17 protein-coding genes, 1 tRNA gene and 1 pseudogene are annotated in these 20,847 nt (G+C 56.2%); 3 read left to right on the top strand and 16 right to left on the bottom strand.

The annotated features are described in order from the left end of the window. Position 1: 1 nt before the first annotated feature. The 11 genes from PSQ90_RS16895 to PSQ90_RS16845 form a co-directional block, all read right to left on the bottom strand. Complete coding sequence (locus PSQ90_RS16895) at positions 2-1,036, bottom strand: ABC transporter permease (protein WP_282211402.1); 1,035 nt, start codon at positions 1,034-1,036, stop codon at positions 2-4. A gap of 58 nt (positions 1,037-1,094) precedes the next feature. After that, the gene (locus PSQ90_RS16890) at positions 1,095-2,684 is read right to left on the bottom strand and encodes an ABC transporter substrate-binding protein (RefSeq protein ID WP_282211401.1); all 1,590 of its coding nucleotides are present in this window, start codon (positions 2,682-2,684) and stop codon (positions 1,095-1,097) included. 53 nt (positions 2,685-2,737) lie between these two features. Next, on the bottom strand, positions 2,738-3,232 hold the full coding sequence (locus PSQ90_RS16885; RefSeq protein WP_282211400.1) for a hypothetical protein: 495 nt from the start codon (positions 3,230-3,232) through the stop codon (positions 2,738-2,740). Continuing rightward, positions 3,229-3,831, bottom strand: a complete 603-nt coding sequence (locus PSQ90_RS16880; protein ID WP_282213109.1) for a helix-turn-helix domain-containing protein — start codon at positions 3,829-3,831, stop codon at positions 3,229-3,231. The genes PSQ90_RS16885 and PSQ90_RS16880 overlap by 4 nt, the downstream gene beginning before the upstream one ends. 77 nt (positions 3,832-3,908) lie before the next feature. Next, positions 3,909-4,877, bottom strand: coding sequence for an NAD-dependent epimerase/dehydratase family protein (locus PSQ90_RS16875; RefSeq protein ID WP_282211399.1), 969 nt, complete (start codon positions 4,875-4,877; stop codon positions 3,909-3,911). Positions 4,878-5,030: 153 nt separating this feature from the next. After that, a complete protein-coding gene (locus tag PSQ90_RS16870) occupies positions 5,031-6,860 on the bottom strand; it encodes a polysaccharide biosynthesis protein (protein ID WP_282211398.1) in 1,830 nt (609 codons plus the stop codon). 363 nt (positions 6,861-7,223) lie between these two features. After that, entirely contained in the window at positions 7,224-7,421 is a 198-nt protein-coding gene (locus PSQ90_RS16865; RefSeq protein ID WP_282211397.1) for a DUF2934 domain-containing protein, read from the bottom strand. A gap of 100 nt (positions 7,422-7,521) precedes the next feature. After that, positions 7,522-8,514 (bottom strand): YihY/virulence factor BrkB family protein, encoded by a 993-nt coding sequence (locus PSQ90_RS16860; RefSeq protein ID WP_282211396.1) that lies wholly within the window; start codon positions 8,512-8,514, stop codon positions 7,522-7,524. A gap of 147 nt (positions 8,515-8,661) precedes the next feature. Further along, the gene (locus PSQ90_RS16855; protein ID WP_282211395.1) at positions 8,662-9,627 is read right to left on the bottom strand and encodes an ABC transporter permease; all 966 of its coding nucleotides are present in this window, start codon (positions 9,625-9,627) and stop codon (positions 8,662-8,664) included. A 4-nt stretch (positions 9,628-9,631) separates the two neighbouring features. Then, the gene (locus PSQ90_RS16850; RefSeq protein ID WP_282211394.1) at positions 9,632-11,143 is read right to left on the bottom strand and encodes a sugar ABC transporter ATP-binding protein; all 1,512 of its coding nucleotides are present in this window, start codon (positions 11,141-11,143) and stop codon (positions 9,632-9,634) included. 49 nt (positions 11,144-11,192) lie between these two features. Next, the gene (locus tag PSQ90_RS16845) at positions 11,193-12,134 is read right to left on the bottom strand and encodes a substrate-binding domain-containing protein (RefSeq protein ID WP_282211393.1); all 942 of its coding nucleotides are present in this window, start codon (positions 12,132-12,134) and stop codon (positions 11,193-11,195) included. Between the two features lie 113 nt (positions 12,135-12,247). On the opposite strand from PSQ90_RS16845, the gene PSQ90_RS16840 reads away from it, so the two are divergent. Continuing rightward, on the top strand, positions 12,248-13,726 hold the full coding sequence (locus tag PSQ90_RS16840; RefSeq protein WP_282211392.1) for a xylulokinase: 1,479 nt from the start codon (positions 12,248-12,250) through the stop codon (positions 13,724-13,726). After that, the gene (locus PSQ90_RS16835) at positions 13,716-14,504 is read left to right on the top strand and encodes an HAD-IIA family hydrolase (protein WP_282211391.1); all 789 of its coding nucleotides are present in this window, start codon (positions 13,716-13,718) and stop codon (positions 14,502-14,504) included. The genes PSQ90_RS16840 and PSQ90_RS16835 overlap by 11 nt, the downstream gene beginning before the upstream one ends. Before the next feature lie 131 nt (positions 14,505-14,635). Here the strand turns inward: PSQ90_RS16835 and PSQ90_RS16830 are convergent. The 5 genes and pseudogenes from PSQ90_RS16830 to PSQ90_RS16810 form a co-directional block, all read right to left on the bottom strand. Further along, positions 14,636-14,710: transfer RNA gene (locus PSQ90_RS16830), tRNA-Asn, on the bottom strand. A 106-nt stretch (positions 14,711-14,816) separates the two neighbouring features. Beyond that, positions 14,817-15,419, bottom strand: a complete 603-nt coding sequence (gene mobA, locus PSQ90_RS16825) for a molybdenum cofactor guanylyltransferase (RefSeq protein ID WP_282211390.1) — start codon at positions 15,417-15,419, stop codon at positions 14,817-14,819. Beyond that, positions 15,416-16,509: pseudogene (locus tag PSQ90_RS16820) on the bottom strand (benzoate/H(+) symporter BenE family transporter). Before PSQ90_RS16820 ends, mobA begins: the two are co-directional and overlap by 4 nt. A gap of 188 nt (positions 16,510-16,697) precedes the next feature. Then, a complete protein-coding gene (locus tag PSQ90_RS16815; protein ID WP_282213108.1) occupies positions 16,698-18,134 on the bottom strand; it encodes a M81 family metallopeptidase in 1,437 nt (478 codons plus the stop codon). Continuing rightward, on the bottom strand, positions 18,134-19,330 hold the full coding sequence (locus tag PSQ90_RS16810) for an MFS transporter (RefSeq protein WP_282211389.1): 1,197 nt from the start codon (positions 19,328-19,330) through the stop codon (positions 18,134-18,136). The genes PSQ90_RS16815 and PSQ90_RS16810 overlap by 1 nt, the downstream gene beginning before the upstream one ends. Positions 19,331-19,690: 360 nt before the next feature. Here PSQ90_RS16810 and PSQ90_RS16805 point away from each other — a divergent pair, with 360 nt between their 5' ends. After that, positions 19,691-20,845 (top strand): Gfo/Idh/MocA family protein, encoded by a 1,155-nt coding sequence (locus PSQ90_RS16805; RefSeq protein WP_282211388.1) that lies wholly within the window; start codon positions 19,691-19,693, stop codon positions 20,843-20,845. Positions 20,846-20,847: the final 2 nt, after the last annotated feature.

Genomic DNA, 20,847 nt, shown 5'->3' with positions numbered 1-20,847 from the left:
CCTAGCGCGAACGTGGGTCCAGCGTGCGATACAGCACGTCAGACAACATGTTGAGGAAAACAAAGGCACAACCAACGAGCAAGGTACCGCCCAGCACAGCGTTCATATCGGCGGCAAAAAGCGAGGAATATATGTAATTGCCGATCCCGGGCCACGAGAAGATTGTTTCGATCAGTACCGACCCTTCAAGCAGGCCGCCGTACGACAGCGCCACAACCGTTACTAGCGGAATGGCTGCGTTGCGCAGCGCGTGGCCGACTACGACCTGCAGTTCACTTGCCCCCTTGAGCCGCGCCGTCAGCACATATTCGCGGCTCAACTGGTCGAGCATGACGGAGCGCGTCATCCGCGAAATATAGGCAAGGCTGTAATAGCCAAGCAGCAGTGCCGGTAACGTCATGTGACTGACGGCGTTCCAGAAGATTTCCCATTCCCCAGCGAGCGAACTGTCGATCAGGATTGAGCCGGTGACGTGGGGGACGACACCCTGGAAGAACACATCCACCTGTCCAGGCCCGGAGACCCAGCCCAGTTTGAAATAAAACACAAAAAGCCCGACCAGCCCGAGCCAAAAAATCGGCACGGAATAGCCGATAAGTCCAATGACACGGATCAGATGATCAGGCCACTTTTCATGCCAATAGGCAGAGGCCACACCCATGGGCACGCCAAAAACAATTCCCAAGACCAGACCCAGGGATGAGAGTTCGAGCGTGGCGGGAAAAAAATCAAGGAGATCAGTCAGCACCGGTCGAGTGGTGGAAAATGATGTGCCAAAATCGCCGCGGAGTAAGGCCGCCAGATATTCCCAGAATTGCTGGTACAGCGGCTTGTTCAGTCCCAGTTCGAGAAACACCCGGTCATAAACGGACTGCGGCGCTTTTTCCCCAACAATCCTGAGCACGGGATCAATCGGCACCACCCGTCCGATGAGGAATGTCAGCGCAGCCAGACCTACAAGGGTTATGGCCACGGTCAACAGCCAAGAACCGATGCCGAAAACGAAACGCAACGCGGGTGGAACAGGACGGGTCAAGAATTTGCCAATCGACAAGAGAAACCGGGGGCGAGTTGCCCCCGGCCGAGTGTGGTGATTATTGTTTCGTCACGCCGCCGTAGCGATCATCGGAATAGGTGATGCCCAGCACCAGCCCCTTGACGTCCGAACGAACGGCAACCTTGCGCGCATCCTGGAACATATAGATGAATGGCGAGCTATTGGTGTGTTCCTTCTGGATCGCTTCATACATGGCACGACGCTTGTCAGTATCTTGCTCGCGCACCGCAGCCATGGCCTCGGCGGAAAGCTTGCCGGCGTCCCAACCAAAGCGATCGGCAAGACCTTCAGAACCGTCTGGCGTGTCCTTGGTGTTGACGGTGAACGCTTTCACGTTGGAATGCGGATCGGGGTAATCAGGACCCCAAAGTCCAACCCAGATATCCAGATCATGCGAGCGATACCGGTCAAGCCACTGCTGGCCGTCAACAACCTGCAGGTCGAGATTGATGCCCGCCTGGGACATGGTTGCCTGAACTGCCTGAGCAAACTCGGTATAGGGCGGTGTATTCCACACCACGGTTTCAAGCTTAATCGGCAACGTCACACCCGATTCAGCCAGCAATTCCTTGGCCTTGTCGATATCGAGCGTGTAGGGGTTGTAGTCGATGGCCCCAAGGAAACCGGCAGGGATCATCGTCTGGTGCACATTAAGTGTGCCGCGACCGATGGTATCCGCAATTCCCTTGTAATCGACGAGATATTTCATCGCCTCAACCACTTTGGGGTTGCTCAGTGCTTCATTGCGCACGTTCAATCCAAAATAGTAGAGCGTGCTCGAATTGCCTTCCAGCACCTTGATGTCGGGATTGTTCTCGATGGCGTCAAAATCATCCGGCTGCAGTTTGTTGGCGATATCGATATCGCCTTTCTCAAGCGCAAGACGCTGGGTTGCACTCTCGGGCATTTGCTGGATGAAAATGCGATCAACGCCAGGCGCCGCGCCCCAGTAATTCTCATTGCGGTTCAATAGGATTGACTGCTTTGGATCCCACTTGCCCAACACATAGGGTCCCGAACCGGCCGAGTTGTTCTGCTTGAGCCAAGCATTGCCGTAGTCATTATCGACCACATGTTCCATGACAGTTTTGGAGTCGACGATGCCGCCCGTATAGGAGGACAGGCAATAGAGGAAAAAGCTTGGCGCATAGACGTCGCCAACCTGAATGACCAACGTTGAGTCATCGGTTGCCTTGATCCAATCCTTCACATTATCGGCGTTGAAACCGAACTGGGTGAGGATGAACGAAATGCGCGAATCCATCAGCACAACGCGCTGCAGGGAAAATTCTGCGTCATAAGCTGTGACAGGATTGCCCGACGCGAACTTGGCATCTGGGTTCATCTTGAAGGTAAAGGTCTTGCCGTCGGGTGAGACCTCCCAGCTTTTGGCCAGAACGCCCGTAATTTTGGTCGGGTCGCTGACGTCGAATGTCACCAGCGGTTGATAAATCTGCTGGCTTGTCAGCACTCCGGCAACTTCGCTGACTTCACCGGGGTCAAGCGTAATGATGTCGTCAATGGCGTCGGCGATGACCAACGTATTTTTCGGCGTTTCGGCAATCGCCCCTGAAGCGGACATAACCGCTCCAAGCGCGACCGCCACAATGGTCTTGTACAGGCGCATGGCAGTCTCCCTAGTTGTTATTGAAAGTCCGGTCTTTGCCGGTTGAAAAGGGATCATGGCAGTTCGATCCCCTCGAAAGTAAAGATGAGCGCCGCAAACGGCAACATCGCTTCGATTTCGGCGAGGGCAGGGGGAGCAAATGCCCCGGCCTCGCCCAAAACGTTCAGCGTGCCGCGCATATCAGTGGCGATAACAATTGGCATGCAAACAATGGCTTCGTAACCCATCGCGACCAGATCATCCGTTTCAGGGACAAAGGCTCGCATTTGCAATGGATCATTGGCAACGATTGGTTGCTTGTCGCCAAATATCCGCCGGCACCAGGTGCCGTCATCAATGGGATCAAACCCACCAATCGGAAATCGTCCCGGATCGCTGGAGCCAACCCGATGAATGACGGAGCGGTCTGGCGCTGTTGCCAGCAGCGTGACGCACTCGATAGCTGGGATGTCCAGCATTGTCCGGTTGAAGACATCGATGAACGGGTCTCGGCCGCGTGCCAACGCAGCCAACAATTCGATCGTGGGTGGGCGGCGTGAGGTACTCATTGGGGAAACAACTGCATGGTACCAACCCAGAGTTCAATCGCCGTTTCACTGCCAATATTGGCGCTGCTATGCGGCGTTCTGGAGTCAATGTGCAGCGTGTCACCCGCATTGAGTAGATACTCCACACCATTGACGGCATAGCGCATTTTGCCACTCACCAGATAAACAAACTCCTCGCCTTCGTGGCTCATCGTTTCCGATACGTGGCCGGGCGGTACGTGAGACAGGCAGGCGTTGAGCTTGGCGCCGGGAAAGCCGGTTTCCAAAAACTCGTAAAATCGTGTCGTGTCGCCAACATGATAGATCTGGCGCTGCCCGGAATGGCTGACAACGCTATGATGGCGCGCGGGCGCCTTGGACAGGAAATGATCGACACTTGAATCCAGTGCGTGAGCAACATTGTAGAGTGAGGCGAGGGACGGCGTGGAAATGCCACGCTCGATCTGGGAAATAAAGCCCACCGTCAGCGAAGCGTCGTCCGCCACTTGTTTCAGCGTCTTGCCAATGGCTTTTCGGCGCGCACGCAAACGTTCTCCCAGCGTTGCGCTGATGGACGATTCACTCGCTTTCAGGGCAGTCGTGACTTCGATCCCAGGCACCGACAATAAGTTCTCCAGTCTGTCAATTTTAGCCAGACTAAATTATGGCCAATCAAAGTCAATGCCTGATTGTGGCCTTAGGGTTTGGGCCTCGCCCACGCGATAGTCCTGCGCAATGCCTCTGACTCAGGGAGCGTTTCGACAAATCCTAATTCGTCCCTGATGCGTCGACTGTCCAGCGTTAGCGGATAGCGCAAATCGGAACTTTGCGCTCTATCCGCCATGATCCCGTTCGCCTCAGGCTCGACAGTGATCACTTCGCATTCAAGCCCCATAATATCAATGATGGTCTCGGCCCACTGTTTTACGGTTCTGTCCTTAGGCTGCGCCACATTATATGTGCGCCCCGCAGCGGCAGGATGGACCGCGGCTAACGCCAGAGACTCTGCGACGTCGGCCACATAGCTATAGGAGTTCAGCCAGCCGGCGGCGCGGCGGTCAATGGTGAGTGGTTTGCCACGTTCGGTATTGTCGATAACCCAACCGAACCGGTTTTGTTTGTCATTTTCGCCAAAAATCATCGGCGGGCGAACGATAGTTGTCTCAAATCGATTGTCAGCTCGCACTGCTTCTTCAATCGGCAGCTTGTCGTAATCTTCAAACAGATCGTCTTTGACCCCTTTGGGACGCCTTGGATTACCACGGTAGGGATATCGCAATGACCGTAACGGCAGATCCTCCGTCGCGGGTTCGCTTCGAACAGGAGGTGCCTCCATCTTCAGCAAACCGCCATAGTTGGCATAAACATCAGTAGAACTCACCATCACATAGCGCCCACCGATACGACCAACGGCATCGAGCACCGATTGTGTGTTCCGCAGGCTGATCGTGAAAATATCTATGACCGCACTTGGCCTGATATCATCAAGGACTGCGGCCATGCGTGCAGCGTCCATCCGATCCGCCTCGACGAAGGCCACGTCTTTGGGCAGGCGAACCGCCTCACGACCCCGAGCAATCGCCGCGACATCCTGATCGTGGGCGTGCAGGCGCTTGGCCAGTTCAACCCCGATAAATCCGGTGCCTCCGACAACGGCAATAGTCATGGTTCAATCCCGATTTTTGTTGCGTGGCCGCAGTGCCTAACATGGATGATCAAGATCGCCACTTGGGCGGCCTGGGCCCTGAGGTTCGTGCATTTGGCTTGGCACCGGTCTTTTGCGCAAACTGAGGGCGAGACATTGGTCACCATGGTTATTCTAGCTGCCCGTTGCACCATCAACGTTATCTTTTTGAATGAATTCAAAAAGAATGCGGCGAACTTCCGGTTCACTCTCGTCGGTAAATGCTTGTCTGAGTTCCTCCAACGCACTTTCGACATCGTTGTGGGCGTGGGCACCATTCACCGCCCGTAAAATTTTTGGATGAATGGTCCGGTCAACGTTATTGGTATCGTAAAACAACTCTTCATAAAGTTTCTCGCCAGGACGCAGTCCAATGGTCGAAATCTCAATGTCACCGGCGGGACTATTGTCATCGCGAACGGTCAAACCGGCCAGCCGGATCATGTTTTCAGCCAGATCGCGAACGCGTACGGGTTCGCCCATTTCCAGAAGGAAAATATCGTCACCCTCAGATAGAGCGCCAGCCTGAACGATCAGTTCGGCCGCTTCGTGGATCGACATGAAGTATCGCGTCATTCGATCATCCGTCAAAGTGACCGGCCCGCCATCGGCTATCTGTTCCTTGAACAGCGGGACCACTGAGCCGTTGGAGCCCAAGACATTGCCAAATCGAACGGCGCAGAAGCGCTGATTTCTGTCTTCCGACTTGGCAATTGCACCGCAGTGCCCAACGATCAGTTCGGCCCAACGCTTGGTTGCACCCATTACATTGGTTGGACGGACTGCCTTGTCCGACGAGATCAAGACGAACGACTCGACACCACCATCGAGCGCTGCCCGCGCTAACGTCTGGGTTCCGAAAACATTGTTTCGGACCCCTTCCAACACGTTCGCTTCAACCAACGGTACGTGCTTGTGGGCCGCCGCGTGAAACACAACCTGAACGCCATGGCGCCGAAGGGTGCGAGCGACCAATGTTGCATCGGTGATTGATCCCAGCACGGGGATCACATCCAGGTCGCCCAGCCCTTTGAGCACGCGCTCAATCTGGTACAGAACGAATTCATTTGCTTCTAGAATAACCAGTTTCCGGGGCGCCCACTTTACCACCAGCTTTGCCAGTTCAGATCCAATTGAACCGCCACCACCGGAGATCAGAATGACCTTGTGAGCAACCATTTCGCGCAGCAAATTTGGATCGGGCGGCACCGAAGAGCGACCCAGGAGATCGTCAATGTCGATTTCGCGCAGTTCGCCGACCAGATATTTTCCTGACGCCAGATCGCTGATGGCTGGAAGCGTACGGATCTTCACCTCATGCTTGCTCAGATCGTTGAAAATCTGACGGCGACGCTCGGTACTGATCGAAGGAATGGAAAGCAGTACTTCGGTTTCGCCGAAATCCCCAATTCGCTTATCCAGATGTTGGGGCGCGTGAACGGGAATGCCTAAAACGTCACGCCCTTGCAGCGCTTTGTCGTCATCAAGGAAACCCGCGACATACTGGGAACCCTGTGCGCGGAGCGCCATGGCAAGTTCACGTCCCGCCGATCCAGCGCCATAAATAAAGACCTCACCGCCCTGAAAGGCTTTGCGAATCGGTGACCACAGGAGCGCTTTGGCGGCAAAGCGACTTCCCGAAATCACGATCAGGCCGAACATCCAGTAAAAGACCGGAATAGATCTGGGCAGCACCACAACGCGCGTGATTTCGGCAAAAAACAGGATGGCAAGCCAGATCAGCGTCGCCTGCGTCATGGCCCAAAAAATGGTCCAGATCGCCCGCTCGGGCAGGTAGCGGATAACCGCGCGATAAAGTCCCATTCGGACAAAGATCGGCAAAGCGACAATCGGCGCCAGGGCCATCAGGGCTAGCTGGCTATCATCGGGAACAAATCGCGTTCCCAGTCGGAGCGAATAACTAAGCCAAAGCACCAAAAGCAGCGCAACGACGTCGAAGCCCATTAATACGGCGCGCTTCCATGGCCTTGAAAGGCCAGTTAGTTTTTTGCGGAGAAGTGTCAACATAGAACGCGACGATACCCAAGCTGAAAGAGTGTCCCTTATTCAGCAAACACGTTTGCATTCAAAGCAAAATCGCTTCGCTGGGGAAAATGACGCGACTTCTTGGTCAAGTGTTGCAAAGTAGTTGAAGAGCGTTTGCGACGGTCGCACCGCAATATGAGGCGGTCCACGACACCCATATCGAGATCGTGGATGCGTTTGCGACGTCAGGTCCGCCCGTGACCAAAATGCGACGTGCGCGTTTTGCGCTGCTGCAAAAATTGGCCGGGTCGTCGCGAAAATCGCAGCGACCCGGCAGCTTTGCTAACGGCTCAATACCCCAGACGGCAGCGGTGATTTCGGCGCAGAAACATTGTCCAATATTTGGGCCTGGCGACTGCCATCGGATAACTCTTGCTCAGCTTCATACCAAAACTGCTTTTCCTGATCAGATGGTGATCCAGCTTGTTGCCAAAGCTGATAAGCGCGTTCGCGGATTTCGGTCTCGGTGAGTGCGGCCATGAAAGCTCTCCTTGCGTTGCGACTATGGGCAGAACGCACATTGCCTGGGAGAGTTGCCCCTGAATCTGGAAAATCGGGCCGGTCTGGCATCACAGGAAAATTATTTGTCCCCGCGCGCCGGCGGCCACACCTGGCCGATGGTGTCGGCCATGTAGGCGCCCCTTTCGCCCAGGGGTTCGTCAGGTCCGGTCGTGGTATCCTGCGCGGTTTGATGTTCCAGTTCCGAATTGAATTCTGCGCCAAGAATGACAATCGTCACCGATATCCAGATCCACGTCAAAAAGCCGATCAAGGCGCCAAGCGACCCATAGGCAGCATTGTAGTCTCCCACATTGGAGACATACCAGGAATAACCAATTGAAGTTGCGCTCAGCGCTATCAACGCAAACCCGGCACCCGGTGTGAGCCAGCGCCATTTGGCATCCTCGCGGCTCGGACCCCATCGGTAAAGCGAGGCTATGCCAACGACCAACACCATCAGCATCGCCAGATAACCGGTAATCCGAACCAGCCACTCCAGCCCGCTCCTTCCCGGCAGAAAATTGAGCACCGTTGGCATTACCAATACCACAGCAACAATCAGTAGCCCCGCGATGGCACCCAGCACCGTGAAACTGAGTGCTATCAGGTTCAGCACGATAAATGAGCGTTTTTCGGTTTCCAGATAGGCGACGTTCATTGCTTGAAAAAGCGCTTTGATCCCTGCGCTGCTGCTCCAGAAGGCGACACTGAGCGATATGACTAGAGCAAATCCCAACGCGCCGTCGCTCTCCCCAGCCAGTCGGGTCAATTGATCGGTTATGATATTGATGCCGCTGGTCGGCACGATCCCAACCAATAGTGACACCTGATCGATAACAGTGGAGCGTTCATTGAACAGCCCATAGACCGACACGAACGCCGTCAGTGTCGGCACGAGGGCGAAGAGCAGATAGAATGTTACCCCGGCCGAGGTCAGCAAAATTCTGTCTTGACCGATAGAGCGGAATATCCTCCAACCGATGTCTTTCCAACCCTTAAGGGGGATGGCACCCGGCCTATTTGCCTGTCGCCCACGATCCTCTTGTGCTGCCAACTCCGCATCGCTGGGCATCAATCCCTCCTCGCGATCGTGGTGATTGTAGACCCTGAATAAAATCGTTTCGTTATATTTCGAGGACAAGTGCCGGACATAAAAAGACAACAGCGAACAACTCAGGAGGTTCCCTGTTGCTAACGTTGCTCAACGTAGACGCGTAAATCAGGCGCGCAAATGCTTTGTCAGCGAACTGGTGGAAACTGCGAGAATGATGATCCCCCCCACAAGAATCTGGCGCACATAGCTGTCAACGCTCAGTTGGGTAAGCCCATTATCCAGAATGCCCAGAATGAGCACACCGAGAATGGTCCCGAGAATTCGGGGTTCACCGTGTTCACTGAAGGTAGAGCCAAGGAAAACCCCGGCAATCGCGTTGAGCATCAGGCTGCTGCCCTGCGTCGGATTGGCAGAGGCAACGCGGCTGGCGTACATGATGCCGGCAAGTGCTGCAGTACTACCCGTAAGGGCAAAGGCAATCAGCTTGAGCTTGCGCACCGCCACCCCGCTCAAATGAGCCGCTTCAATATTACCGCCAATGGCATAAAGCCGTCGTCCAAATGTCGTTTGCTCCAACAGAACCCAAACCAACGCCACGATGACGATTGCAACCAGCGTCAGATTGGGAAGGGCAATCGCAACCCCGTTCCATTCGCCCAATGACAACCCGCCACGCGCGAACCCGGAAAATCCTTCGGGAATAACCCTCCCTGAAATCGTCTTGCCGCCACTCACCACAAACGCCAGACCCGACAGCATGGTCAAGGTCGCCAAAGTGGCAACAAACGGCAATATGCCGATAACGCTAATCAAAACGCCATTGATGGCGCCGCCAGCCAGCCCCACCATCAGAGCCAGCGATACCGCCGCCCAGATGGGTAGGTCGAAGGTGAACATTACCGCCACGACAATACCGGCAAGGCTGGCCATTGAGCCAACGCTCAAATCGAAATCACCCATGACCATAACAATTGTCATGCCCGCCGCAACTACGATCAACATCGACATTTGCTGTGAAATATTCAGCCAGTTGCGCGCCGTCATGAATGTGTCGGGCAGGCTGATCCAGAAAAACAGGAGAATAGCAGCAAAGCCGATAAGGGTGCCGTAGCGCCGCAGTAATGTGAGCATGATGTTAACCTGTGGTGCGACCGTAGCAAAGATTGAGAAGCTGTTCTTCGTCGGTGTCGGCGGCGTTGATAATGTCAGTGATGGCGCCCTCGCGCATCACGGCAATGCGGTCGGCCATGCCCAACAGCTCGGGCAGATCCGAGGAGACCAGAACCACCCCCATACCGCGTGCCGCCATTTCGCGAATGATCGTATAAATATCAAACTTGGCCCCAACATCGACCCCTCGGGTCGGTTCATCAAGCAGAAGCAATTGCACTTCCCCCGCAAGCGCTTTAGCAAACACAACCTTTTGCTGATTGCCGCCGCTAAGTTCGCGCACCCGCTGCTTGGGTCCGGCAGCCTTGAGCCGCACCAGCTCTCCCTGCGACACGGCGCTACGCTGTTCCCGTCGAGGGGTCAGAAAACTGCGCCAAAGACTTTGCTGCGCCAGATGGGGTAGGGAGGCATTCTCAAATATTGGTCGGGACAGGATCAATCCCTCAGACCGCCGTTCACGCGGCACATAACCGATACCCGTCCGCCAGGCGTCCGCAGGACTTTTCGGCCGATAGGGCGCGTCACCAAGCAGCATTGCCCCACCAGCAGCGGAAATATCCCCGAACAGTGTCCTCAAGACGTTGCGCTGTCCGACATTCGCCAGCCCCGCAATGCCGAGGATTTCTCCCGCCTTGACGTCAAATGTCAGCGATCTACCGCCTCGAATTGCAAGACTCTGGGCGCTGAACATGACCGTAGTTGAAGGTACGCCAACCCGTGGTGGATAGGCTTCTTCTACCCTCCGGCCGATCATCAGCGTCACCAGATCGTCGTGGGTAATGTCGGCGATCAAGCCTGTATCGACACTTCGACCGTCTCGAATAACCGTCGCCTTGTCGCAGATCGACATGATCTCATCGAGCCGATGAGAAACATAAAGCACAGAAGCGCCACTGTTGCGTAACTCGTCAAGGACGGTAAAGAGGCGCTGGGACTCGTCGCGACTTAACGATGCTGTAGGCTCGTCCAAAACATATAGGCGCGCTGGTGTGCCTGCTTCCCCCACAAAAGCACTGGAAATTCGCACCAGCATCTGATCCCCGAGAGTCAGGCTGCCCAAAGCCCGGCGAGGGTCAATATGGCTGATGCCGAGGCGGTGTAACGTCGTTCTGGCGGCTTGGTTCAGCGCCCGCCAATCGACAAGGAAGCCGCCACGGCGCGGATAGGCGCGGCCCAAAAAGATGTTCTCTGCGACCGACAGCGCCGGAACAACGTTGAACTCCTGATGTATGAAACGTAGTCCAAGTCGATGGGCACTTTGTGGATTGCCGATACTGACCGGCTCATTATCAAAACGGATGTCGGCTCGGTCAGGCGCCACAACACCGGCAAGAATTTTGATCAGCGTGGATTTACCTGCGCCATTCTCGCCCATCAGCGCATGAATTTCGCCCGGCGCAATGTCCATATCCACGCCCTTGAGGGCAGGAACCCCGCCGTAGGCCTTGGTCACATCTTTAAGGGTAAGCAGGGGCATGCAGATTTCCCTGCCAGCGGGCAATCCCGCTGGCAGCAATGTGGGATCGTCAGTCAGCCATCGCGTTGGCAATGGTCACAAGCTTGGTTGGTACGTATACAACGCCCTGCTTGATCTCCTCACCTGCCAAAATGCGGCTGACAACGTCAGCGGCGGTCGAGCCAATTCCCTTAAAATCCTGAGCGACCGTTGCTTCGAAATTGCCACCCGATTCAATGGCTTCGCGCGCCTGCGGATTGGCATCAATGCCAGTGATGACAATGCCTTCGTTGTCGCGGCCAGCGGCCTCGATTGCCTGCAGCGCACCCAGTGCTGGCTGATCCCAGGCAGCCCAGACTGCCTTGATGCTGCCCGGCTCCGGATTTGCGGCCAGAATGGCTTCCATCTTGGCGCGAGAATCGGCAATGCCGCCATCTGAGACGTCCGGGGTCACCCGGTCGAGAATATTGATGTCGGGAAAATTGCCAAACACCGCATCGGCAACAACACTGCGCACTTGCACAGGTGGGAACGCTTCAAAAACGAACATCACCACATTGCCTTCGCCGTCAATTCGGTCTGCAACATATGTCGAGGTTTCAGCCGCCATGGCATAGCCGTTGCTGGTAACATTGGTGACCAGCAACGGATCGCTGCCCGCATCCATACCAACAACCGGAATGCCAGCTTCTGCCGCAGCCTGCAATCCGGCACTGACCTGACTGGGATCGACATTGAGAACAATGGCGTCAACGTTCTGGGTGACCATATCTTCAATGCGGCTGATGACAGCAGCGACGTCGCCCGCTGTATCAATGACATTGACGTCCCAATCCTTGTCCTTCGCAGCGGCCTCAAACGCCTCGACATAGAACTGCGTCCCCGGTTGGGCCAGATAGGGTGTAATTACGGCTACCTTGGACTGCGCAAGGGCACCTGTGGCGGCGAGGCCGGTTGCGACCAGTGCGGTTGTTGCAAGAAAGGTGCGAAGTGTCCGGTTACGTTGCGTCATGTTGATTGTTCCCCCTGCTGTGCGATCGGTAACGGCTTGCACATGGTTTCTTTTTTCCGTTGGGCACCATATGGGATAGGTTGAATTAGGGCTAGAGATATTGGGAACCGGACGTGGCAAAATACACTATGATCGGTATCGACGTCGGCACGACCGCAACAAAAGCCGTGCTGATTGATGAGAAAGGTTTCCGACTGGCAGGCTATTCGCTTCCTCACCCAACCCGTCGTCCGAAGCCCGGTTATGCCGAACAAGACCCCACTGACTGGATGAAGGGAGTGTCGGGGGCGTTGGAAAGCTTTGCCAAAGCCCACGATTTAGCAGGATTGCAGGCCATCGGCATTTGCAGTCAGGTCAACACCCATATCTTTGTCGATCAAAGCGGCATACCGCTTTTGCCAGCTATGACATGGCAGGATGGCCGGTCAGCCGAGGATGCCGCCGGGATCGAGGCGCGAACCAGCAATGAGCAAAAAACGGCTTGGCTTGGCGCGCCCATGCCCATTGATGCAAGCCATGCCCTTTCTCGCATGGCGCACGTGGCGCGCACCGATCCAGATATTTACGCCCGCACAGCCCACGTGTTGCTGCCAAAGGACTACTGTGTGCTGCAATTGACCGGTACAGTCCAGAGCGATCCGATTTCGGCCGTTGGCCTGGTCAACAAGAATGGCTATGTGGCGGATTTGCTCAACCTGGTCGAAGGCGCCGCCGACAAGTTGCCGCCGCTGGCGGGGTTCACTGACGTCGTCGGAACCGTAAGGCACGGCCTTCCTTGTGCAGGAACCCCGGTGGTGGTCGGTGCCATGGACGCATGGGGCGGTATGTTCGGTGTGGGGGTCGTCAATGACGGCGACGCGATGTATCAGAGCGGCACCAGCGAAATCCCCGGCATTGTCTCCTCGACCCTAGTCCCAACACCGGGTGTTATTACATTTCCGCCCTATGAGGGTATCCTGATGCATGCAGCGCCCACCCAATCGGGCGGTGCCGCGCTTGGCTGGTTCGCGAATGTGTTGGGCCGAACCGCAGCTGAAACGGCGGCTTTGGGTGGAGCAGCCGAACCTGGCGCCTCCATACCAATTTTTCTTCCACATCTGCAAGGCGAACGCGCGCCACTTTGGGACAGTGCCTCCCGTGGCGTATTCGCTCGGCTTGATCCATCATCGGGTAGTGCCGAAATGGCACGCGGCGTGTTGGAAGGTGTCGCCTACTCGGTGCGCCTCGCCTTTGATGCATTGAAACAATCTGCTGCATGCGATCCGGTCGAAATCAACATCGGCGGCGGCGGCGCGATGTCGGACGACTGGTGCCAAATTCGCGCTGACGTTCTGGGCAAACCGCTCAAGCGTTGCGCCTCACCCGAAACTGCAGCACTAGGTGCCGCAATTCTTGCTGGCCTTTCGCAAGGGATTGGCAAATCGCTTCCCGATGCCGTCGGCAGGCTGGTGCAGTTCGACAAAACCTTTGAGCCGGATCCTTCAATGGCGACCTACCACAATGATCGCTTCGATAAATATCAAATGCTCTATCGGGATCTCGTCGGGTTCAATGCGCTTTTTCGCGGCGACGGAGCACTCAATGGCCAATAACAACCCAAGTCCCCGGCCGATGCCCACCGTTAAGGGGATCATCGCCGATCTCGATGGCGTGGTTTATAGGGGCAGCGAGGCCATCGAAGGGGCCGTCGAGAGCTTCGAGGCTTGGCACGAACGCTGCATTCCCTATTGTTTTGTCACCAACAATTCCACCCGGACGCCCGCAGAAGTCTGCGACAAACTGCACAAACTCGGCGTTGCTACAGTGCCCGAGCACATTGTAACCAGCGCAAATGGCACCGCCGCGCTTATGGCTTCGCGCTGGCCCTCCGGCAGTCGGGCCTATGTCATTGGCAGCACCGCGCTTGCAGATGCCATTCAGGCTGTTGGATTCGAACTGTGTGAAGAGCAAGCCGATTGCGTCGTTGTCGGTCTGGATCCAGCGTTCGACTATGTCAAAATGAGCAAGGCCGTGCGGCTCATCCTTGGTGGCGCGGTGTTCATGGGAACCAATCCCGACCTGCTGCTGCCCTCCGAAGGCGGGTTCTTGCCCGGCAACGGGGCCGTACTGGCCTCAATTGCCGCCGCTTGTCGCACAGAACCCGAAATCATTGGTAAACCTGAGCCCTTCCTGATCGAAAGGGCGATCACCGCTTTGGGCGTGCCACGCGAGCAAACGATCATGATCGGCGATCAAATCGCAACCGACATTGCCGCCGGGCAAAGGGCAGGGGTCTACTCCGTTCTGGTCCAGACCGGTGTACCGGAAGAGCATCACTCGCCCATCAAGCCCGACCTGACCGTCAGCAATCTGGCTGACCTAATTATATAGCCCAGAATGTTTTTTCCGCCTCCAAGACCAGAGCGCAACATGTCCTTGCAATAAGGTCACTAGCGCCACGCCGACGAACGACAGACAGACCAATGTGCATGGGAAAATGGGCAGTTCTGCCTGAACCAAAATGGCTCCGCGGGTAGGATTCGAACCTACGACCAATCGGTTAACAGCCGATTGCTCTACCACTGAGCTACCGCGGAATGCTCATTTGTGTGCTTCGTATGAAAGCGAGGTCCGTTTAGCGAAGTTGATTTGCTTTGCCAAGCCCTGAATTCATATTGAAGTGAATATCTTGTGCCATCGACTTCAATTGCGGTCGATACGCCGGGTAAGTTCGAGTAGGTCCGCCAGCGTGTTGACGTTGGAAAACGGATCGAACGCATCGTCCCAGGTAACAGGGACTGCTCCGATTTCCTGCAACAGGCGCTTAAGGTTTTTTGGCGCTGCGCCGCGCTGAACCCTGTCGGGCAGGTCGGCAAGGGTTCTGAGCCGCCAAAGCGCGTTGGTCGGGTAAAAATTGTCACCCCATTGAACGAAGGCGGCAGCGTTGCTGCCAATGCCATTCCGCATTCGACAGCCGAAGTTGGCGGGCAAAAAAGGAACGTCAACTGCCGTGCTCAGAATAAATTCAGGTGTTTGCGCCCGTTTGCTCAAATGCTTGACCGCAGCTGCAAGCCCCGCCAACGGCCCGCCCGTCTCGGTTGTAAGGTCGGGCACAACCACTGATTCAAATTTGGAGAATGTTGACGGTGGATGGTGGCCAATTGAAACGATGACGTCGGCAAGCCCCGTGCTCGCAGAAACCCGATCAAGCAGCCTCGTGCCGCCCAGCTTGAGATCAGCTTTGCGCACACCGCCAAGGCGTTGTCCCGATCCTCCAGCAAGAATCAAACCGACAGTTTCATTCACTGCGCGGTTCCTTGTTTTCCCACCCGGATGATGACCAATAGGCTGATGCCGGCGACAAGCCCCCAGAACGGACCACCAATGCCAAAAATGGTAATGCCCGATGCCGTCGCCACAAAGGTGACGATTGCTGGCAGGCGGGTGTCTTCCGCATCGAGGGCACCGTTCAACGCTGCAGCCAGGCTGGTCATCAGCGCCAGTCCTGCCACAGCTTGAATCAACAGCGGCGGCGAGGCGGCAACAAAGGCGGCGGCGAGGCTGGCGGCGGGGGCAAGCAACAAATAGACCACGCCGGTGGACATCGGCGCAGGCCAGCGTTTGGTCTGGTCTGGATGCGCCTCGGGTCCAGCGCAAATCGCCGCCGTTATAGCGGCCAGATTGACCGTTAGCCCTCCAAACAGCGCAGTAACGGCGCTGGCGATGCCAGTGACGATAAATAGGGGGCGGGCTTGGGCTGAAATCCATTGGCCTGCATTACGGCCAGCCCCGGCAGGTTTTGCGAGGCCATCGTGACAATAAAGAGCGGCAGCGCGATGCGTGCAATGGCGTCCATGGTGAACACCGGCGTGACAAAGTTGAGGCTTGGCCAACCGCTATCAAACGTGCCAGGCGGCAAATGAGTCGTAGTGATCAAAATGATACCGGTAACCGCCACCGCGAGCGGCACTGCATAGCGCCGGGCGATTTTCAGCCCCAACGCCCAGGCCAGCACAATCGGCAGGGCAAACCAGGGTAATTCGGCAATGGCCGTAAAGGGCGCCAGACACAGGGACAGCAACATTCCCGCCAACATGGCATTGGCAAGCGGGGCGGGAATCAGTGCTATGAGACGCGCAAAGGGTTTAATCATCCCCGCCAGCACAATCAGTGCAGCAGCAACAAGAAAGGCACCCGTTACGGCTGGGTACCCGCCGACAGGTTCACCGACACTGAGCAGAAATGCGGCCCCCGGCGTCGTCCAGGCAAAGCTGATGGGGATGCGACTGCGCCAACTAGCTGCAATATTGAGCACACCCATTGCAAGGCAGAGCGATAGCAGCCCAGACCCCGCCTGTATCGGCGACGCACCAGCCGCCGCCAATGCCGCCAGCACCAGCGCAAAGGTGCTGGCATAGCCAACTATGGCTGCCAGCGCCCCGGCAATGACTGGCTGAACATACTGCCCCGGCTGAACATTTTGCTGAACGGCGCTGGATGGCTGGCTCACCGGGCACTCCTAAGTCATCGGCGCCCGCAAGCTAGGCAAAACGGCAGGCAAAGCAAAGCGCTTTCCTCAATTGCTCAACTGTTAGTACGCGCCGACGATCGCACGTGCGGGCTCCACTCAAACTCCTTGTCAAAAGGATAGACTGAACCGAGTTTATGGGCGCGGGGCAGCCGCTCAACAAACTGGTCAACGACCCCCGGCGACAGCGCCATCAGCGAAGGATTGGCGATCGGCGCCAGATCCGGCGACAGATAACCCGATTTCACCACCACAATTTTGGCATCGCGCGGGTTCAGCCCCAAACGCTCGAAATCCCCAAAATTGTGAAACGGCCGCCGCCTGGCTGTTGCAACCAGATCAATCCCACCGATGCGCAACACGGCCTCGCGCAATAGCTCCTTGTCGGTTGCCTGCAATAAAATGACCTCTGCCGCAACCTCAACCGGAGCGCTTGATGGATCAAGGCTTCCCCCGATTTTGACACGGATTACCTCGCCGACACCCGCCTCATATGCAGCTTTGGTTGCTGCAGCATCGGCAATGCCCGCAAAAATAACGCCCAGCGCATTTCGTTCCATTAGGGCTGCCAACAATTCGGCCCGATCACCAACGCCACCCCCGGTGGGATTGTCACCCGATTCTGCAATAATCGCCGGGGCGGTTGTCGCAGCCATCGCCCATTTGACGCACTCGTCAATGCTTCCCGTCTTTGTGCCAAATTTAAAAGCGCCGCGCAGATCCCAATATTGCTGGGTAAGTTCGGTCGCAACTTGCTGCATAGCCGACTGATCGGTGCCGGTAACAACAGCGCAGGCGGTCGCACGCGGCTCATCCGCCCAGACATAGCCAACCTGAAAAGACGCATCCCAAACACCAGTTCGGTTTTCAAGAGCTGACAATTGGACATAAAAACTACGCGCTGGCTCGTCCTGCGTGCTGGTGCGTTCGCCCGGCAGTAAAACCGGCACTGGTGCCCAGATTATCGAAGGCCGAACGCCCGTCCGCAGCGCGCGAACCAGCATGGAAACGGCGCGACGCATCGTATCCGGCACGTCGATGTGCGGCGCGGTGCGGTATGTGGAAAACATATCGAGATTGTCGACGATTTTCTGGCTCAGATTGCCGTGCAAATCATAGCTCGCGGCAATCAGTACTTTGTCACCAACTGTCTCGCGCACCGCGGAAATCAGATCTCCTTCAGCGTCAAACATACCATCAACGAACATCGCCCCGTGCAATGCCAGATAGACACCGTCCAGCGGCATGGCCGATCTCAGGCCCTCAATGATCTCGGCTTTCCACTGCTCATAAATTGTCCGCTCAACCGGACCACCTGCGATGGCACGAGCGTGAAGGATGGTGACGAACTCGGCAGGAAAGTGGGTCAGGAAATTGAAATAGTCGCTCTTGAGCATCGCCGCCCCACGCACCACGGTGAAATCTTCCTCACGGGCCAGCACCGGATTGTAGGTGCTGCATTCGGTGTGTAAACCGGCCACGGCAATACGCATCATAAAACTCCTGGCACCCGGCTCTCGGGATTTTCTTCAAGGGGATGTTGCGGCTTGGGCGAAAGCCTGCCTGTCAACAGCAAGCTGATAACAAGAAACGGCACCAATGCCGCAAGGCCCAGCCGCATTTCAACGTGCTCAGCGATAAATCCGATCACCGGTGGCCCGACCAGAAAACCAAGCAGCGCGATAAACGAAAGCACGGCAAGATTGGTTGACGATGCTCGGCCCGTGAGCGCCGCGGCGGCGGTAACGGCCAACGGGAAGCCAACGGATACCCCGAGCCCCACCACAGCAAAGCCGACGAGCGCAACGACCGAAGTCGGTGCCGCCAGCAACGTCGCCACACCCACAATCGCCAGAACGCCACAGACCCGCGCCAACGCGACGGCGCCGAACCGCTTGCGCAGATAATCGCCACCGAAGCGTCCACTCGCAACCATCAGCGCAAAGACAGAGTAGCCGAGCCCCGCTTCGGCCGGTGAGGCCGAAAATATGGTGCGAAGGAATACAGCAGACCAATCTGCAATCGCGCCTTCTGTCATGGTGATGCCGAACACAAATAGCGAAATGCCAATCAGTGCCCAATCGGGCATTCTCCATCGCGAGGTGCGCGTCACCGACGGGCTGGCGGGCCGCCGCCCATAGTCGGGCAATTTACCGGCAGTCAGCAGGGCGAAGGGCAGGGTGAGGATGGACACGCCCATGATCGCCCATTGCGGCGGCACGCCAACGCCGGCAAGAACCGACCCAATGATGCTGCCTGCCATTATGCCCAGTGACCAGAAGCCGTGAGAGCGGCTCATGATGCCGTCGCCAGTCGCCTTCTCAACGCGATCCGCTTTGACGTTCAAACCAAGCTCGAGAAATGACATTGACGACCCGGTCAACAACAGGGCGCCAAAAAGAAACGGTACACTCGTCGAAAATCCAGGCAAGCTGATGGCGACGCAATAAAAGATAAAGCCCAGCCATATCGCGCGGCGCGCGCCCAGTTTCTCGACCAGTGGTCCAGCAAATGGTAAGGTCAATAGAGTGCCGCAGGGCAGGCCCAGTAGCGCAAAGGCCAATGCGGCGGGGCCAAGGCCCAGAAAGCCCTGAATATCCGGGATCCGAGGCAGCCAGCTACCAAACGCGATGGGTTGCAGGAAGAAAATCAGCATGGTCAACCGTTGGACGTACCGTGGCCCGGTCATGCGTAGCCCCCGAATGTCTGGGCACCATAAGCGCGGCTGTCGTGTTCTAAATTTTCATAATCGGCCATGCAAACTTTCACCAATTGGACGCCAGACCAACACACTAGTCGCAATATCTTCCTGTTTTTTGTTCGCCTGTCCACAGGGGAATACAAAAATATGACAGCCATTCTGCCCGGATTTTAAGCGGTACCGACCAATTATTAAGCAAAATCAAGGTGGTCTGGATTGGTATTGAATTGGTTGGGAAATAGTGTTGACATGTTCGGGATTATGAACCTAATCTTGAAAATAGTTTACAGAAAAAGCGATGCGGCATCGCCTGACTGAAAATCGGGCGAAAGTTACGGACAGGGGCGCATGAAGGTAGGGATTGTCGGTCTCGGTTTCAGGATGGGATATCTTGCCCACGTCTTTTCCGAGACGGTTTCAGACTTTGACGTCGTCGGCTATGTCGACGATGCCCCCGCTGGTTTGAGCTACGCCGAGGAGCGTGGCGTCTCGATGGGACGATCAATCCCCAGCCTCGAAACCATGCTTGATTCCGAGGACCTTGATCTGCTCATGGTTGGTTCGCCCAATCACATGCATCTCGGCCACATTCGTACGGGCCTGGAACGCGGCAAGAAGATTTTCACTGAAAAGCCGGTGGTTACGACCATCGAAGAGACCATGGAGTTGGCAGAGCTGATTGCCCGGTATGGTTCGGACAATCTGATGGTCGGCCTGGTGTTGCGCTATGCGCCCTTGTATGTCGATCTTCGCATGGCTCAGGCAAAGGGGATGCTCGGCGATATCGTTTCTATCGAGGCTTCCGAGCATATCCCGCCCTATCACGGGGCATTTTTCATGCGGGATTGGCGGCGTTACGAGCGTTTTTCAGGCAGTTTCATGCTCGAAAAATGTTGTCACGACCTCGACCTGTACAATGGGGTAATGGGATGTCGGCCTGCCTATGTTTCGAGTTTTGGCGGGCGCAAGACGTTCATTCCCAAAAATGCGCCAGAAGCCAATGGCATCAATGACATGGAAGTCTATCATCGCAAGCCGAGTGGCTGGATGGGCACCGACAAGGTTTTTGACAGCGACGGCGACATCATCGATTTTCAAACCGCCATCGTCCAATATGAGAATGGCTCATCGCTGGCATTTCACACCAACCTCAATGTTCCCGACGACTTCCGACGCTTTGCCGTCATGGGCGCCAAGGGAATGGCTGAGGGCGACTTTATCCGCAACTATTTCCGCGTTCACGACAGTCGAACGGCCGACAAGTTGATTGACAAAACCTATGTGACGACCGAGCTTTCCCAGCACTATGGGGCAGATGAGCAAATGACCGCTGATCTTGCCAAACATATTGTGGGTGGCGAGCCACTGCCGGTTTCCGTGGTCGATGCGCTTGAGGCCGGCATTTTGGCTCTCACCATGGATGAGGCGCGCAAGACGCGGACAGTCATTGACATGGCCCCGATCTGGCAGCGATTTGACGCTGCTCTCGGCAAAAACCAGTAGGA

Origin of the sequence: Devosia rhodophyticola (genome assembly GCF_028816475.1) — a bacterium.
Taxonomy (GTDB): domain Bacteria; phylum Pseudomonadota; class Alphaproteobacteria; order Rhizobiales; family Devosiaceae; genus Devosia; species Devosia rhodophyticola.
The sequence above is the reverse complement of the archived record's forward strand: the minus strand, read 5'-3'. Positions and strand labels throughout refer to the sequence as shown.

Excerpts from the sequence above, each read along its gene's own strand:
- PSQ90_RS16890 (WP_282211401.1), bottom strand. The coding sequence starts at position 2,684 with ATGCGCCTGTACAAGACCATTGTGGCGGTCGCGCTTGGAGCGGTTATG.
- PSQ90_RS16885 (WP_282211400.1), bottom strand. The coding sequence starts at position 3,232 with ATGAGTACCTCACGCCGCCCACCCACGATCGAATTGTTGGCTGCGTTG.
- PSQ90_RS16875 (WP_282211399.1), bottom strand. The coding sequence starts at position 4,877 with ATGACTATTGCCGTTGTCGGAGGCACCGGATTTATCGGGGTTGAACTG.
- PSQ90_RS16870 (WP_282211398.1), bottom strand. The coding sequence starts at position 6,860 with ATGGGCTTCGACGTCGTTGCGCTGCTTTTGGTGCTTTGGCTTAGTTAT.
- PSQ90_RS16865 (WP_282211397.1), bottom strand. The coding sequence starts at position 7,421 with ATGGCCGCACTCACCGAGACCGAAATCCGCGAACGCGCTTATCAGCTT.
- PSQ90_RS16860 (WP_282211396.1), bottom strand. The coding sequence starts at position 8,514 with ATGCCCAGCGATGCGGAGTTGGCAGCACAAGAGGATCGTGGGCGACAG.
- PSQ90_RS16855 (WP_282211395.1), bottom strand. The coding sequence starts at position 9,627 with ATGCTCACATTACTGCGGCGCTACGGCACCCTTATCGGCTTTGCTGCT.
- PSQ90_RS16850 (WP_282211394.1), bottom strand. The coding sequence starts at position 11,143 with ATGCCCCTGCTTACCCTTAAAGATGTGACCAAGGCCTACGGCGGGGTT.
- PSQ90_RS16845 (WP_282211393.1), bottom strand. The coding sequence starts at position 12,134 with ATGACGCAACGTAACCGGACACTTCGCACCTTTCTTGCAACAACCGCA.
- PSQ90_RS16835 (WP_282211391.1), top strand. The coding sequence starts at position 13,716 with ATGGCCAATAACAACCCAAGTCCCCGGCCGATGCCCACCGTTAAGGGG.
- PSQ90_RS16815 (WP_282213108.1), bottom strand. The coding sequence starts at position 18,134 with ATGCGTATTGCCGTGGCCGGTTTACACACCGAATGCAGCACCTACAAT.
- PSQ90_RS16810 (WP_282211389.1), bottom strand. The coding sequence starts at position 19,330 with ATGACCGGGCCACGGTACGTCCAACGGTTGACCATGCTGATTTTCTTC.
- PSQ90_RS16805 (WP_282211388.1), top strand. The coding sequence starts at position 19,691 with ATGAAGGTAGGGATTGTCGGTCTCGGTTTCAGGATGGGATATCTTGCC.